At 72.5% G+C, this 15,358-nt stretch carries 10 protein-coding genes and 1 pseudogene; 5 read left to right on the forward strand and 6 right to left on the reverse strand.

Going from position 1 to position 15,358, the window contains the following annotated elements; genetic code table 11:
- Positions 1-30 precede the first annotated feature (30 nt).
- Entirely contained in the window at positions 31-1,173 is a 1,143-nt protein-coding gene (locus ACFWVP_RS04045; protein WP_384493373.1) for a cellulose binding domain-containing protein, read from the reverse strand.
- A gap of 269 nt (positions 1,174-1,442) precedes the next feature.
- Here ACFWVP_RS04045 and ACFWVP_RS04050 point away from each other — a divergent pair, with 269 nt between their 5' ends.
- Positions 1,443-2,840, forward strand: coding sequence for a nucleobase:cation symporter-2 family protein (locus ACFWVP_RS04050; protein ID WP_384493374.1), 1,398 nt, complete (start codon positions 1,443-1,445; stop codon positions 2,838-2,840).
- Between the two features lie 55 nt (positions 2,841-2,895).
- Here the strand turns inward: ACFWVP_RS04050 and ACFWVP_RS04055 are convergent, their stop codons facing one another.
- Entirely contained in the window at positions 2,896-6,330 is a 3,435-nt protein-coding gene (locus ACFWVP_RS04055; RefSeq protein WP_384493661.1) for a phosphodiester glycosidase family protein, read from the reverse strand.
- A gap of 279 nt (positions 6,331-6,609) precedes the next feature.
- On the opposite strand from ACFWVP_RS04055, the gene ACFWVP_RS04060 reads away from it, so the two are divergent.
- Positions 6,610-7,116 (forward strand): NUDIX domain-containing protein, encoded by a 507-nt coding sequence (locus ACFWVP_RS04060; protein WP_384493375.1) that lies wholly within the window; start codon positions 6,610-6,612, stop codon positions 7,114-7,116.
- Positions 7,117-7,137: 21 nt separating this feature from the next.
- Here the strand turns inward: ACFWVP_RS04060 and abc-f are convergent, their stop codons facing one another.
- The 4 genes from abc-f to ACFWVP_RS04080 all read right to left on the reverse strand — a co-directional run bounded on the left by abc-f (position 7,138) and on the right by ACFWVP_RS04080 (position 11,577).
- Positions 7,138-8,826, reverse strand: coding sequence for a ribosomal protection-like ABC-F family protein (gene abc-f / locus ACFWVP_RS04065; RefSeq protein WP_384493376.1), 1,689 nt, complete (start codon positions 8,824-8,826; stop codon positions 7,138-7,140).
- 315 nt (positions 8,827-9,141) lie between these two features.
- A complete protein-coding gene (locus tag ACFWVP_RS04070; RefSeq protein ID WP_384493377.1) occupies positions 9,142-10,362 on the reverse strand; it encodes a PP2C family protein-serine/threonine phosphatase in 1,221 nt (406 codons plus the stop codon).
- 24 nt (positions 10,363-10,386) lie between these two features.
- Positions 10,387-11,154 (reverse strand): GNAT family N-acetyltransferase, encoded by a 768-nt coding sequence (locus ACFWVP_RS04075; protein ID WP_384493663.1) that lies wholly within the window; start codon positions 11,152-11,154, stop codon positions 10,387-10,389.
- Between the two features lie 195 nt (positions 11,155-11,349).
- Positions 11,350-11,577, reverse strand: a complete 228-nt coding sequence (locus ACFWVP_RS04080; protein ID WP_384493378.1) for a hypothetical protein — start codon at positions 11,575-11,577, stop codon at positions 11,350-11,352.
- A 580-nt stretch (positions 11,578-12,157) separates the two neighbouring features.
- On the opposite strand from ACFWVP_RS04080, the gene ACFWVP_RS04085 reads away from it, so the two are divergent.
- From ACFWVP_RS04085 to ACFWVP_RS04095, 3 genes and pseudogenes are all read left to right on the forward strand, one after another.
- The gene (locus ACFWVP_RS04085) at positions 12,158-13,030 is read left to right on the forward strand and encodes a SigB/SigF/SigG family RNA polymerase sigma factor (protein WP_384493379.1); all 873 of its coding nucleotides are present in this window, start codon (positions 12,158-12,160) and stop codon (positions 13,028-13,030) included.
- Positions 13,031-13,336: 306 nt separating this feature from the next.
- A pseudogene (locus tag ACFWVP_RS04090) lies at positions 13,337-13,963 on the forward strand (PLP-dependent transferase); the annotation flags it as partial.
- Positions 13,964-14,076: 113 nt separating this feature from the next.
- Entirely contained in the window at positions 14,077-15,336 is a 1,260-nt protein-coding gene (locus ACFWVP_RS04095; RefSeq protein WP_384493380.1) for a sulfite oxidase, read from the forward strand.
- Positions 15,337-15,358: the final 22 nt, after the last annotated feature.

Genomic DNA, 15,358 nt, shown 5'->3' on the forward strand with positions numbered 1-15,358 from the left:
GCGCACGGAGGGCCGGCGCCCCACGTACGGTCAGTTCACCGCACAGGCCGTGCCGTTGAGTGTGAACTGCCCGGGCTCCGTGAACGTTCCGGAATGCGTGCCCTGGAAGCCGAAGGACTGGCTGCCGCCTGGGGCGATCCGGGTGTTGAAGGCCGCGTTGGTGGCGGTCACCGCACCCGAGGAGGCCGAGAGGGCCGCGTTCCACACCTGGCCGACCGTCTGTCCGGACGGCAGGGTGAAGCCGAGCTTCCAGCCGTCGACGGGTGCGGTCCCGGTGTTCTCGACCTTCACGTCGGCGGTGAATCCGTTCGACCAGGAGTTGGCCGTGTACGTCACCCGGCAGGCCGCGGGCGTGCCCGGCTCCTCCGGCTCACCGGGGTTCTCGGTGTCGCCACCGGTGTTGACGACTGAGGAGAAGGAGCTGAGCGAGAGACCGGCACCGTTCTGCCACGGCTCGAAGCCGGCCTGGACGCTGGTGAGGTACCAGGAGTTCTGGGCCATCCCCCGGGCCACGGTCTGGTCCACGAAGTCCATGACGTCGAAACTCCAGCTCGTCACCGCGGACGGGGCCACGAAGGAGATGACGTCGTTGCCGCCGTTGTTCCCGGTCCAGACCTCCCAGGTGCGGCCGCCGACGGACGCGGTGCCGGACTGCGAGCCGATCGGCTGGATGGGGCCCACCCGGTTGAACCAGATCATGATCTCGGTCCGGTTGACGCCGTCGGTCTTCGGCTGCGGGTCGAGCCAGATGTCGTAGGACGCGTTGTAGACCGCGTTGTCGACGTATCCGTAGGTGAACGCGGTCGGTGCGCTGCTGATCGAGCTCACCTTCGCCGGGAGGGCGGTGCCGGGCGAACAGTTCGTGTAGTGGCAGCCGTTGAAGACGGACGGATACGATTTGGGCGCCCCGTTCGTCGGGACGGAACCGTCGGCACGCTGGACGGTGAAGCCGCCGCCGGAGACGTTGACGCACTGCGCTTCACCGGTGCCCCAGCGGTTGTTCTGCACCACGTAGCGGTCCTGGATGACGGTCGTTCCGTACTGGTCGCAGATCAGGGTGTCCGCCTGGGCGGGCGTCGCCACCGCGCCGAGGGCCGCGAGCGAGGCCAGCGTCACCAGTAACGCCGTCACCGCGGCACGTGCGGACCTGAGAGAGACGATGAGGCTCTTCATGATGTCCTTTCCCTAGGACTCGATGATGGGAGCGCTCCCAATTACTGCTCCGGCGTGGAACCTATGGGGCCGTTGTGATGCTCCGCAAGGGTCGGTCCGTAACAGCCGCGGCGACCGCTCCCGGGGTTCGCGGTGCGGCGGGCCCTGCGGGGCCCGGTGAACAGGACACGTCCCCGCAACAGACGCGCAATCAACAAATTGTTCAAGGAGCTTACGGTCTCGTGCTGTCGGACCATCTCCGTCCCCGCCCGCACGTCCTTGGAGCGCCCATGGTGTCCGCAACACCCGTACATCCCGTCGACGCGGTCCCACCGATACGTATGCTGGCGGCCTTCGGGCTGCAGCATGTGCTGGCGATGTACGCCGGCGCGGTGGCCGTGCCGTTGATCGTGGGCGGTGCGATGAAGCTGCCGCCCGCCGATCTGGCCTATCTGATCACCGCCGACCTGCTCATCTGCGGGGTGGCTACCCTCATCCAGTGCGTCGGCTTCTGGCGCTTCGGCGTACGTCTGCCGATCATGCAGGGCTGCACGTTCGCCGCCGTCTCGCCCATGGTGCTGATCGGCACGACGGGTGGCGGTCTGCCCGCCATCTACGGTTCCGTGATCGTCGCCGGACTCGCGATCGTCCTCCTCGCTCCCGTCTTCGGCCGTCTCCTCCGCTTCTTCCCGCCGCTCGTGACGGGCACCGTGATCCTGATCATCGGTGTCTCGCTGCTGCCGGTGGCCGGCAACTGGGTGGCCGGCGGCGCGGGTGCGCCTGACTTCGGCGCCCCGAAGAACCTGGCACTGGCGGCGTTCGTGCTGGTCGTCGTGCTGGCGGTCCAGGGCTTCGCACCGCCCTTCCTGAGCCGGACCGCCGTGCTGATCGGCATCGCGGTGGGTCTGGCGGTGTCGGTGCCGTTCGGGTTCACGGACTTCGGCGGGGTCGGCGAATCGGACTGGGTGGGCATCAGCACGCCGTTCCACTTCGGCGCTCCGACCTTCCACGCCTCGGCGATCATCGCGATGCTGGTGGTGGCCCTGGTGACGATGACGGAGACGACCGGCGACTTCATCGCCGTCGGTGAGATGACCGAGCGCAAGGTCGAGCCGCGCGCGCTGGCGGACGGTCTGCGGGCCGACGGCCTGTCCACGGTCCTCGGGGGCGTGTTCAACACCTTCCCGTACACGGCGTTCGCCCAGAACGTGGGCCTGGTCGGCATGACCCGGGTCCGTAGCCGCTGGGTGGTCGCGGCGGCGGGCGGGATCCTCGTCCTGCTGGGCCTGCTGCCCAAGCTGGGCGCCGTCATCGCGGCGATTCCGGCTCCGGTGCTGGGCGGTGCGGGCCTGGTGATGTTCGGTACGGTCGCAGCGAGCGGGCTCCGGACCCTTGCACAGGTCGATTTCAAGGGCAACAACAACCTGACGATCGTCGCCGTGTCGGTGGCCATGGGAGTGCTGCCGGTCGGCGTCCCCACGCTGTACGACCAGTTCCCGGCCTGGTTCCAGACGGTGATGCACAGCGGGATCAGTGCGGGCTGCCTGACCGCCATCGTGCTGAACATCGTCTTCAACCACCTCCCCTCGAAGGCGGGTCCGGCGCCGGACGCGGAAACGGCCCCGCCCGTCGTGCCCGCCACCCGGGGCGAGGTCGCTGTCCAGCAGGCGGGTGGGCAGCGGGCCTGAACCGTCCGTACACGGCGGGGCCACCGGCGGGATACGCCGGTGGCCCCGCCGTGCCTCAGGCCGCCGGTGCCACCACCGCCCCCGCCGCGACCTCGATCCGGGTCTGCCGGGTCGTGCCGTTCACGGTCACCGCGAGCGTGACCGTGCCCGGCCGCAGTGCGGAGAGCGTTCCGGTGGCCGGATCCAGCACCGCGGTGTGGCGCCGGCGGGCATCATCCGGATCGCCGATGTGGAGGTTCGGGGAGCCGGTCCAGTCGGCGCTGAGCGGGAAGGCGACCGGCACGGTCCGCGCCCCCTGGATGACGCTCGCGCCGACCCGCGTGTGCTCGCCCGCTCCGATCACGGACGGTGCGTCCAGCGTCAGCGCGTCGACATGGGCGCGGGTCTGGGCGGACACCCAGTCGGGCCCGCCCAGCCACGGCCGGTGGCGGGCCGACGCCTGTTCGCCGGGCGCGACGCGGTCCGCGCCGACCAGGGTCCAGCCGGTGAATCCGCCCTCGTCCGCGGGCCCGGCCGGCGGCTTGCCGGAGTTCCCGTTGATCAGGTACGGGACCCCGTCGACGCGCGAGGCGTGGAAGACCCCGACATGACTGCCGATCAGGGCCGCGCCCTTGCCCGTCGTACGGCGGAAGTCCGCGAGCCACTGTTCGACGAGGGCCGCCTCCTTGCGGTCGCCCAGCTGGCTGCCCTTCTGCACGGTCGGGTCACGCGGCGGTACGTGCTCGACGAGCAGGACGGAGCCGACTGACCGGTCCCGCGCCGCCGCGTCCAGCTGGGCGCGCAGCTCCTTGATCTGGGTGAAGCCGCCGCCGCGCAGGCTGAGGCTGGACGTGTCGAGGGTGATGACACGGGTGCCCTTGTGGTCGAACGTGCGCCGGGCGGGACCGAACTCGGTGACGAAGTTGTCGATCTTCCCGCCCATCACCTCGTGGTTGCCAGGCACGTAGTACCAGGGCAGCGCGTCACCGAGCTCCTCGTCGAGCAGCTGGTGGGCGAAGGCGAGGTCGGCGGGTGATCCCTCGTCGACGAGGTCGCCGTTGACGACGAGGAAGTCGGGCTCGGCGGCCTTGATCTCGCGCAGGGTGCGGCGGGCCTGCCGGACGATCGCGCTGTCCGGGTCCCGGGCGACGAACTGGGCGTCGGACATCACCGCGAACTGCCAGTCCCGGCGCTCGGTCTCCGCGGCAGGGTCGATCAACGGGTCGGCGGGGGCGGGCTGTTCGGGCAGGTCCACGGTGGGCGGCACCTGCGCCGACAGGTCGTCGATGACGATCTCACCGGTGTACTGCCGGGCCGCCGCCGTCTCGGCGAGGTAGAAGCGGTGTACGGACAGCGGCGTCGCGGCACCGGATGGTACGTCGAAGGTGACCTGGCGCCAGCCGGTCCAGGTGACGTAGGGCCCGCGCAGCAGCTGGTCGGAACCGGCCGCGTCCTTGAGGTGCAGCGTGGGCCAGGCGCCGTTGCCGTCGCCCCTGATCCAGAGGGTGTAGGACTGCGGCTGCCCCGGCACGACGACCGGCTGCGGCGGGGCCGCGTAGGCGGCGCGTGTCGCGGTGGATCCGGTGAAGTCGTAGGTGAGCCGCAGTCCGGTGCCGGTGTGGCCGTCAGGTGTCGCGGCGAGGGAGCCGGCGGCCCGGGCCTGACTGAACTTCCAGGACCCGGCGTCGTCGAAGGCCGAAACGGCCTGTTCGGCGAGGCCGACGCTCACCGCGAGCGTGGTGCTGGTGCCCGCGACGGTGGCCTTGATCTGTCCCGCTCCGCCGCCGGTGCGGGATCTGACGGTGAAGGATCCCTGGCCGTCGTCGGCGACGGCGAACAGCGCGTGGTCGTAGTCGAGGGTGATGTCGGCCGGTTCGACCGGGGCGCTCGCGCCGTGGGCGTCGAGTCCGACGATGCCGAAGGTTCCGGTGGCCGCGCTGTCGGCGAGGCCGACGCGTGGGGTGGTGGGCCGGATCCGGGCGAGCCGGTCGAGGACCGTGAGCCGGGTGCTGCCGTGGGCTCCGGCCCGCTCGGCCCGCACGTCGGTCGTGCCGCCGCGGCGGGCGGTGAAGGTCCCGTGGGCGTCGACGCCGCCCACCGCCGGGCTGAGGGCACGCCAGCGCGGGGTGCCCTCGGCGGGACCGTACGTCTCGTCGTGTCCGGCGGCGGTGAGCCGTCGGGTCAGGCCGGGGAAGACCCGCTCGGGGTGGCCGCCCGCGACGGGGTCGGTGCCGGGTGCGACGCCGGCCGGGGTGCGGGTCCGCACCCAGAAGCCCTCCAGTCGGCCGCTGCCGCCGGGGGCGGTGAGGGCGAGGCCGTTGGGCACGGTGCGTTCGCTGCCGTCGGACGGGCTGTTCTCCACCTGGAGTGCGTCGCTGCCCGGCTCACGGGCGACGAGCGTCGAGGAGCCTCCGCCGTCCAGGTTGAGCGCGCTGTACGAACCGGCCCGGCTCATCATCAGGCCGAGCTCGGTGAGGGTGACTCCGCCGCTGTCGGCCTGGCGGCCGTCCACGGTGACCACCTGCATCGTGCGGCCGTCCCGGGAGAAGCCGACGGCGGTGCGGGGTGCGGCGGTGTTGTTGCCCTCGCCGTCGTGGTTCTGTGCGACGCCGTCGACGACGAGGAGTTCCCGGCCGCCCACCGCGGTGTCCGGCACGGCTCCGCCGTCGTCGGTGCGTGCCCGGTACTCCATGGCGACCGGGTCACCGGGTTCCAGGGCGGCCAGCAGGGTGGCTCCGGCCTCGCGGCCGACGAGGACGGTGGTGCCGTCGGGCACGGGGCCCGTTCCGGGGGTGTCCGCCACGGCGACGACCTTGCCGTCCCGCACGGTCGCCTCGGCGACGGGCCGCGCGGCGTCGACGGTCAGCGCGCGGTCGGCGCTGCCCCAGGAGGAGGTGTACGCGCCCACTCCCCCGGCCGGCACGTTCGCGGCGTTGTACGCGGCGAGCGGGTGCTCGCCGTCCGGGAGGGTCAGCGTGCCCTCGAAGTACAGCTCCAGGACGCGTCCGGCGCTCGTGGGCCCGAGGCCGACCGCGCGGTTGACGCCCGGGGCCGGGGAGTGGACCGGCCGTCCGTCCTTGATGCCGGGGCCCTGCGGTGCTCCGGTCTGGTTGATGTCGAAGAAGTCCGCGTTGATCGCGGCCACGGTGCGCCGGCCCTTGCCCGGGTCGTGCCGTGCGGCGAGTTCGGAGACCGTACGCCGGTCGGCGACCTTGCCGCTGGAGAGGTAGTCGGCGCGCACGCCGCTGCCGTCCAGGTCGACGGTGAGGGTGTCGACCCGCAGCCACTTGTCGGATTCGAGCCGGTCGTACGAGCTCAGGCCGACGCCGGGGGCGAGCGGCCGGGAGGTGCGGGCCGTTTCGATGCCGTCGCCGTCCACGACGGATCTCGCGCTGCCGGCCGCACCGCTCGCCGGCGGCGGGGCGACGGGTCCGAGGATCTCGGCGGCGGTGTGCGGGCGCGGGTCCGGATGCCGGCCGGCGGTCGCGGGGGCCACGCCCGCGAGCGTCATCGCGGACGCCGTCGCGAGCAGTACGAGCGGCCGCAGGGCGGTGCCGAGGGAGCCTAGGCCCACAAGTCCTCCTGGTGCAGTGCGGGTTGGTCGTGCGGTGAGCGCTGTCGGCGGCCAGCATGGCCGGACGCACCCTGACGCACCAGAGGACGACGAGGACATCGGAGGGAACAGCGGGCGGCGAGGGGGTGACCTCCCCGGCCCCGGGGCCGGGGATCACGTCGGCCGGACGGGCCGGACCGATGGCCCCCCGCGGCCCGCTCCCGCACACTTGACGACATGTCGGCAGCGAAGCGCAGTGCGGGTCTTCTGCTCTACCGGATCATTCGCACGGAGGGTGGTGAGCGGGACGCCGAGGTGCTGATCGGGCACATGGGCGGACCGTTCTGGTCGGGCCGTGAGGCGGCGGCCTGGTCGGTGCCCAAGGGTGAGTACGAGCCTGCGGAGGAGCCCGCGGCGGCCGCCCGCCGGGAGTTCGAGGAAGAGCTGGGGCTGCCCGTGCCGGACGGCCCCTGGGTGCCGCTGGGCGAGGCGCGTCAGTCCGGCGGCAAGACCGTGACCGTATGGGCCGTGGAGGCCGACCTGGATCCCGCTCTGGCGGTCCCGGGGACGTTCACCATGGAGTGGCCCAGGGGGTCCGGTGTGCGGCAGGAGTTCCCGGAGATGGACCGGTTCGCCTGGTGCACACCCATGGAGGCGGCGGAACGCCTGGTGGCGGGCCAGCGGGTGTTCGTCGACCGGCTCCGCGCCCGTCTGCGGGACGGCGACGTACCCTCCGAGCCGTAGGAGCCCGGACCGGTGCGCCGCTCAGTCGCGGGCCGCGAGTCCTGTCTCCACCACCGGGCGGCCGGCCCGCAGTTCGAGGCGGTCGCCGGTGAAGCGGCCCCGGAAGCCGCGGTCGTGCGAGACGACGGCCACGGCCCCTTCGTACCGGGCGAGTGCGTCTTCCAGCTCCTCCACCAGGCTCAGCGCGATGTGGTTCGTCGGCTCGTCCAGGACCAGCAGGTCCGCCGGCCTGGTCACCAGTCGTGCCAGGGCCAGCCTGCGCTGCTGGCCGATGGACAGCGCGGCCACGGACACGGCCAGGTCGTCCGGGCGGAACAGACCGAGGGCCAGCAGTTCCTCGGCGTACTCATCGGCGGATCCGGGCCGCCCCGCGGCGAACGTGGCGAGCAGGGAACGGCGTGTGGGCCTGACGGGGAGCTCCTGCGGGAGGTATCCGATGCGGGCCCGGCGCCGGACCGTCCCGGCGTCCGGTGCGAGGTCACCGGCCAGGACGCGCAGCAGTGTGGTCTTGCCCGCACCGTTGGGTCCGGTGACCAGGAGGCGCTGCCCGGGGCGGACACGCAGTGCGGGCAGGTCCAGCCGGCCGCCGACGACGACGGAGTCCAGCACGGCCAGGGGTTCGCCGCGCGGGTCCCTCGCCGGGTCCAGGTCCCCCGCCGGGTCCGTGTCACCGGCCGTCAGGATTCCGGCGGTGAAGCGCAGGGGCTGCGGCGGTGCGGGAACGGGTGCGCGGTGCAGCGTTTCGAGCCGGGTCCTGGCCGCCCTGACCTGCCCTGACAGCTTGGCCTCGTGGGACCTGCGGTGCTTGCCGAAGCCCTGCCCCGGGTCCTTGCCGGTGCCCGCGAGGCGTCGGCCCGCCGCGCTCACCAGCTCCTGGGTACGGGCCAGTTCGGCCAGCCATTCCTGGTGGTCCTGTGCCCAGCGGCGGCGGGCGGCGGCCTTCGCCGTACGGTAGCCGTCCCAGCCGTCCCCGTAGCGGGAGACACCGCGAAGGTCTCGGTCGACCTCCAGGATCACGGTGGTCGTCCGCTCCAGGAACTCCCGGTCGTGGGTGACGGCGACGACGGTGCCGCGGTGGGCGCGGAGATGGTCCTCCAGCCACGTCACGGCGGCGGCGTCGAGGTGGTTGGTGGGTTCGTCGAGCAGCAGGAGTTCCGGTGCGGCGGCCAGCACGCAGGCGAGGGCGAGCCGGGACTGCTCGCCGCCGGACAGCGTGCCGAGCCGGCGGTCGCGGGTGAGGTGACCGAGGCCGAGGCCGTGCAGGGCCGCGTCCACCCTGGCGTCCGCCCGGTAGCCTCCGCGCTCCTCGTACGCCGTCAGGAGGTCTCCGTACGCGGCGAGTCGCGCGTCGGTCGGGTCTCCTTCGGACAGGGCCGTCTCCGCCGCGCGGATCCGGCGTTCGAGCTCGCGCAGTTCGGCGAGGGCGGCGTCGACGGCGTCCTGGACGGTGCCCGCGAGGTCGAGCGTGAGGGTCTGGGCGAGGTAGCCGGTACCGCCGGGGAAGTCGACGGTGACGTCACCGCTGTCCGGAGCCTCCGCCCCGGCCATGAGCCGGAGCAGGGTGGACTTCCCTGAGCCGTTCTCACCGATGACGCCGGCCCGTTCGCCGGGGCGGACGGTGAGGGACACCTGGTCGAGGACGGAGCGGTCCCCGTAGGCCTTGGAGACGTCGTCCATGGTCAGCTGGGAGTTGTGGCGCTGGAAGGACATGGGTGCTTTCCCTGAGGTGACAGGCCCTCGGTCGCGCGCACCGGAGTGGCGCGCGGCGGGGCACGGGTGCCGGACGGCGGAAGGACTGCGGCACACGGCACGGCCCGGTCGGGTCACGCGGCGACGCTCGGCGTCACGCGGCGGCGTCCTGGCCGGAAATCAGAGAAAGAAGTAGTACGAACCCATGGCGTCCAGTGTAACCACGGCGGGTTCACGGTCGGCGGTGCCCGGCGCGATGTCTCCTCGGGTGCGACGGCGACGGGTCGTGCGTGCGCGGGCGTCCGGTGCCCGCGCACGACCCGGGCGGCTCCGTGCCTACGCCTGGCCCCGGGCCTCGACCGCCCCCTCGGCTCCCGGGTGCTCGTCCGTGGCCTCCGGCCGCGAGTCATGGCCGTCGTCCTGCCGCCTGCTGAGGACGAGCACCGCCACGTCATCGCGTCGCACTCCCCCGGAGAACGCGTCCAGGTCGGCCTGGAGTGCCTCCAGGACCTGCCGCGGCTCGCGGCGCACCCACGCGGCGATCCTCTCGTCGAGCGGATAGAAGGCGCCCGTCGCGTCGCGGGCCTCGGTCACCCCGTCCGTGAAGACCAGGATGGACGCGCCGGCCGGGAAGCCGAACCACTCGGCGGATCGTGCCTCATCGCTGAGGTCCGCCATGCCCAGGGGTACGGACGTCAGGTGCAGGGGAACCGCCGACGCCGTGCCCCCGTGCAGCAGCCGTGGCGGCAGATGGCCGCAGTTCACGGCGCGCACCCGGTCGTCCCCGTCGAAGGAGAGCAGCAGGGCGGTGACGAAGCGCTCGGTCTCACCGGTCTCGGCGGAGAACGCGTTGTGCCGGACGACCGCGTCCTCCACCATGTCCGTGACCGAGGCGAGCGAGGGCTCCCGGATCGCGGCCTCACGGAACGCGCCGAGCGCGGCGAAGCCCGCGCCGATCGCGGGCAGTCCCTTGCCCTGGACGTCTCCGATGATGACCCGGGTCCCGTACGGCGATTCCACGACCTCGTAGATGTCCCCGCCGACGAAGCGGTCCTCCTCGACAGGTTCGTAGAATCCTTCCGCCCGGATCTGCCGGGTGACGATGGGCAGCGGCCGGAGAATCTGCCGTTGGAGGGCTCCGGCGGCGGAGCGCAGCCGGGCTACCTCGGTGGCGTGCCGGATGCGCGCGGCGCAGGCGACGACCCCCAGGCCGCTGGCGATGACCGCGAAGCCGATCAGGAAGGCGACGTCCCAGAAGGCACCGGCCTGCGGGATACGGGAACCGACGACCACGAGGGTGATCCAGACCGCCACGCAGACGGTCTGGCGGACGGTGCAGAAGACCGAGGCCAGCGCGGGCATCACCACCAGGAGGGGGATGACGGGCAGGTCGGCACCGGTCAGGGCGTCGAGCAGGACGACCACCGCGGTCAGCAGGAACAGCCACAGCGCTAGCGCCCGGTTCCCGATCCGGGAGGCGCCCGCCGCCGCCTCCTGCGGGTCCGTCCCCGGCAGCGGTGTCCTGCGCGCTGCTGGGCGGCGGAATCCCATGGCCACGGCCTGCCTCCCGCGTGTTCGTCGCTATTGCCCCACTTGTTCCAACCTACCCGCCCCCGGCACCGGGGTCCTGGCGTCGGTCCGCGGTTCCGGTCCCACCGGAATGATCACGGAGAAGAAGGGCGTCCGTCGGCGCAGCCGGAAGCCGAGGGATTCGTAGAGCCGGACCGCGCCGGTGTTCGACTCGGAGGCGTGCAGGAAGGGAGTCTCACCGAGTTCCTTGATGCCGTGGGCGACGGCTCGGACCATGCGGGACGCGAGCCCTTGGCCACGGGCGGACTCATCGGTGCGGACACCGCTGATCTCGGTGTGGCCGGGCGGGTGCAGGCGCTCCCCGGCCATCGCGACGAGGACACCCGAACGGCGGATGCCGAGATAGGTGCCGAGCTCCACGGTGCGGGGCAGGAAGGGGCCGGGGCGGGTGCGGGCGACCAGTTCCGGCATCTCCGGGACATCGGCGGGGCCGAGGCGCAGGGCCTCCGGGGGCGGGGCGGTGTCCACGCCGTCGTCCACCAGTTGCACGCCCTCCCTCTGGAAGGCGATCTCCCAGCCGGCCGGCGGCGGCTCGCGGAAGGCAGTGAGGGTGACGGACGCACCCGGCCCCGCCGGTGCGGCGACATCGGCCCAGTCCTGGGCGTCGGGTGTGTCCGGGAGGGCCAGCCGCGGTGTGACGTCGACGGGGTAGCGCAGGATCCGGCCGCGCCGCTCGGCGAAATGGGTGTGAGGCCCGGTCAGGGCGGCACGGGCCGGGTTGTCCAGCGGATGGGCGCTGGAGTCCTTCGCGGACGACAGGCGGCCGGGGCGGTCATACGGCCGCCTCCTTCAGGGTCCTGCTGCGGGTGCGCCGGCTCGGCACGGTGCGGTCGAATGCGCGGATGTTGGGCATGAGCTCCTCACTGCGGTCTGCCTCGGCGGCTCCCACAGGCGGGGAAAGCTGATTCACCCTGCACGCGTTCCCGGGACGCCCCCCTGTTCACGCGCGTGCAGTCATCGGGCCACGCCCGCGCCCGGAACCTCGTCGTACGAGGCCTGGCCCTGCTCCGATCCGTACGTGGCCGGCGCCGCGTCGTACCGTTCGCGGGCGGCCTCGACGTCGTCGAGGTACTGCCCCGTCCGGTCGCACACCCCGTTCACCCGGGACCGCGGCGCCCGGCCCGCGTCCGGGAGGGCGTACTCGACGCCCGGCGGCACCGTCGGATGCACCGTGCGCGGCACCGGGCAGTCCCGCTCCGGTCCGCGCGGGGTCCGGGGAGTATCGTCCGGCTGCCTCCGGGGACCTCGGCGCGCAGCTCGGTGCAGCGGAGTGCGCGTCCCGCGAGTGCGTTGACCAGGGCCAGGGCCCGTTCGCCGGCGACGGACGTGAGGACCGTATGACCATCCTGAAGACATATGCGCGACTCCGGGTCGACGACATGGCCGCGACCCTGTCCCGCCGCGTGAACTCGTGGCCGCCGACGCGCGCCACGCGGGCGGCGCGGAGGTGGAGTACGTGGAGTGGGTGCCGGTAATGGTCCGGCGGATCGTGGCTCGCTGAGCGGAACCGGCCCCAACGTGCCCCTCCCTGTGGCACCCTGGGTACGGCCGCCCCACCGGGCTCCCCCGTACCGGTGGGGCGGTTCTGCGTTTTCCGCCGGCTCCGACGGCCCCCTCCCGCCATGACCACGGAGGGCTGTCGTGACGGTTCCCGGCCATAACCGCCAAGGATGCGGCTCGAATCAGCTCCTGCACGCATGAGTTGCCTCCGCGCGGGCAGGCGCTCACACCTCATGGACTTCGACCAGGGGAGCGTGACCAGATGACGGCGCACACTGCACAGACCGCCGGTGCGGAACGAGCAGGCGCCACGGACGGCCTGCCGTGGATCGAGGACGCGGGAAAGATCGCCCCGCAGGACGCGCGGACGCTGTCCAAGGTGTTCTTCGACCGTCTGCAGGTACTCGAGGAGGGCACCCCGGAGCACCAGTACGCCCGGAACACGCTCATCGAGATGAATCTGTCCCTCGTACGTTTCGCGGCGGGCCGCTTCCGCAACCGGGGCAGCGGCGACATGGAGGACATCGTCCAGGTCGGCACGATCGGTCTGATCAAGGCCATCGACCGTTTCGACCTCTCCCGCGAGGTCGAGTTCACCTCGTTCGCCGTGCCGTACATCGTCGGTGAGATCAAGCGGTTCTTCCGTGACACCACATGGTCCGTGCATGTGCCCCGGCGGCTGCAGGAGTTGCGGGTGGACATCGCGAAGGCCAAGGAGTCGCTGGCGGTCGCCCTCGACCGGGACCCGACGGTGCACGAGCTCGCAGAGCATCTCGGCCTCGACGACAAGGAGGTCACCGAGGGCATCGTCGCCGCGAACGGCTACACGGCGGGCTCGCTCGACATGCCGACCGAGACGGCGGACCAGAGAGGCCGCGCCGTGGGCGGGCGCACCTTCGCGGACGTACTCGGTGAGCCGGACCCTGCCATGGAGACGGTGGAGAACCTCCACACCCTCGCGCCGCTGCTGGACGACCTCGACGACCGTGAGCGCCGCATCGTAGAGATGCGGTTCGGCCAGGAGATGACGCAGGCTCAGATCGGCGAGGAGCTCGGCATCTCCCAGATGCATGTGTCCCGGCTGCTCAGCCGTCTCCTGCGCAAGCTGCGCAGCGGGATGTTCACACAGGACTGACGGGTCCCGCACCACCCTCGCAGGCTGACGCGTTTCCTCCCTCGCAGACGTCACGGCCGCGCGTGAGCCCGGCGTCCCCGTTCGCACCCGTGCCCGCCCCCGACGCACCGGTGCGAACTGGGCCGACGGGAACGTGCCGGGCGGGTACCGGCTGTTGCCGCCGCATTGCAGCTTCGTGGCCACTCGGGCGTCCCGCTTCCGTTCCCGCGCGGGCGCCTCTACGGTCCGTAACCAGGCCGTCGCCGCCGCGGCGTGTCCGGGCTCGCGCGTACGAACCCGCCACCGAACCACCGTGCGAGGAAAGACATGAGCCGGCCCGTCGACTCCGTCACCGCAGGACACGCCCCCGAGGACCACGACCGGCGGGACGCCGGTGCCGCCTGGCCCTTCGAGACCAAGCAGATCCACTCCGGGGCGGTCCCGGATCCGCCGGCCGGTGCCCGCGCGGTGCCGATCTACCGGTCGACCTCGTTCGTCTTCCGTGACACCCGGCACGCGGCCGACGTGTTCTCGCCGGCCGAGCCCGGCAACATCTACACGCGGATCCACAACCTGACGCAGGACGTCCTGGAGCAGCGCATCGCCGCGCCGGAGGGCGGAGTCGCCGCCGTCGCGCTCGCGTCCGGTCGTCAGGCCGCCCAGACGCCGGCGCTGCTGACGCCGGCCGGCGCCGGGGACCACATCGTCTCCTCCGCCTCGCCGGACGGCGGTACGTACAAATTGTTCCGGCACACCCTGCCGCGCTTCGGCATCGAGGTGTCGTTCGTCGAGAACCCCGACGTTCCCGAGGTGTGGCGGGCGGCGATCCGCCCGAACACCCGGGTCCTGTTCGCGGAGACGCTCGGCAATCCGCGCGGCGACGTGCCGGACATCCGGAGGGTGGCGCACGCGGCCGGGATCCCGCTCGCCGTCGACAACATCGAATCTCCGTTCGGGCATGACGGTTCCCTTATCGAGACCGGCCATGGGGGCGCTCTCGTACGGGAGTTGCTGTCTGCCCCGTGACGGTGACCGCTGTCGTCCCTTCCCTTCACCCTGGAGTGCCCATGAGTTCCGTAGCGCCGTCGGAAGCCGCGTACGACCTGATGCGGATGCGGCAGTGGTCCCGCGGCCGGGCGAGACCGGCCGGGATCGACCGCCGGGATCTGCTGCGGCTGGTCGCCGCCGCGTCGGTGGCCGCCCCGCTCGTCCCGGCCGTGGCCGGGCCCGCCCGCGCCGCGGGGAGCCTGGCGGGGGTGGTGAAGCCGCTGCCGCCGGAGCTGTTCACGGTGCGCGGCACCAACGCCGAGACGAGGTTCGAGGCGCTGCGTGGCACCGGGCTGCTCACCCCCGCCGACCGCTTCTTCGTCCGCAACCACACGGCCACCCCCCGCATCGACGCGGCGGACTGGAAGCTGACGGTCTGGGGCAGCGGGCTGACGGGCGGGCCGGTGGACTTCTCTTACGAGGCGCTGCGTGCCCTGCCCTCCGTCAGCCGTACCGCGTTCGTCGAGTGCGCGGGCAACGGCCGGAGCTACTTCACCTCGCAGCAGGGCCGGCAGGTGAGCGGGACCGCCTGGACGCTGGGCGCGATCGGCACGGCACGCTGGCGCGGGGTACGGCTCGCCGACGTGCTGCGCCTGGCCGGGATCGGCCGGGACGCGGTCGACGTGCTGCCGCGCGGCCTGGACGCGGAGTTCGTCAGCGACGGGACGAATCTGGGCCGGGTGCGCCGGCCGCTGCCGGTGGCGAAGGCGCTGGACGACGTCCTGCTCGCCTACGAGATGAACGGTGAGCCCCTGCCGCCCGACCACGGGCATCCGGTCCGGCTGATCGTGCCGTCCTGGGTGGGCATCGCGAACATCAAGTGGGTGGGTGACATCGAGGTGAGCGCCGAGCCGCTGCTGAGCCCGTGGAACACGGGCCTGTACCGTCTGTTCGGTCCCGGCTATCCGGCGGAGGGCAGCGCGCCGCTGTCGCGGCAGACCCTCAAGAGCGCGTTCGAGCTGGCACCCGGGGCCACGTTCACCGCCCGTCGCGGGCAGGTGCTGACCGGCCGGTCGTGGTCGGGCGGCGCACCGGTGCGTTCGGTCGAGGTCAGCACCGACGGGGGCGCCCGGTGGCGACCCGCGCGGCTGCGTGACGAGCCGCGCGGCGGGAGCTGGGTCCGCTGGTCGGCCGACTGGGTGCCGCGGGAGCCGGGCCCGGCCGTGCTGCTCGCGCGGGCGACGGACCGGAAGGGCCGCACCCAGCCGGTGACGACGGACCACAACACGCAGGGCTACCTCTTCGACGCGGTGGTCAGGCACCCGGTGACGGTCGTCTGACGCCGCCCGGCGGGAACCTCCG

The organism is Streptomyces sp. NPDC058637, from assembly GCF_042717325.1.
Classification (GTDB): Bacteria; Actinomycetota; Actinomycetes; order Streptomycetales; family Streptomycetaceae; genus Streptomyces.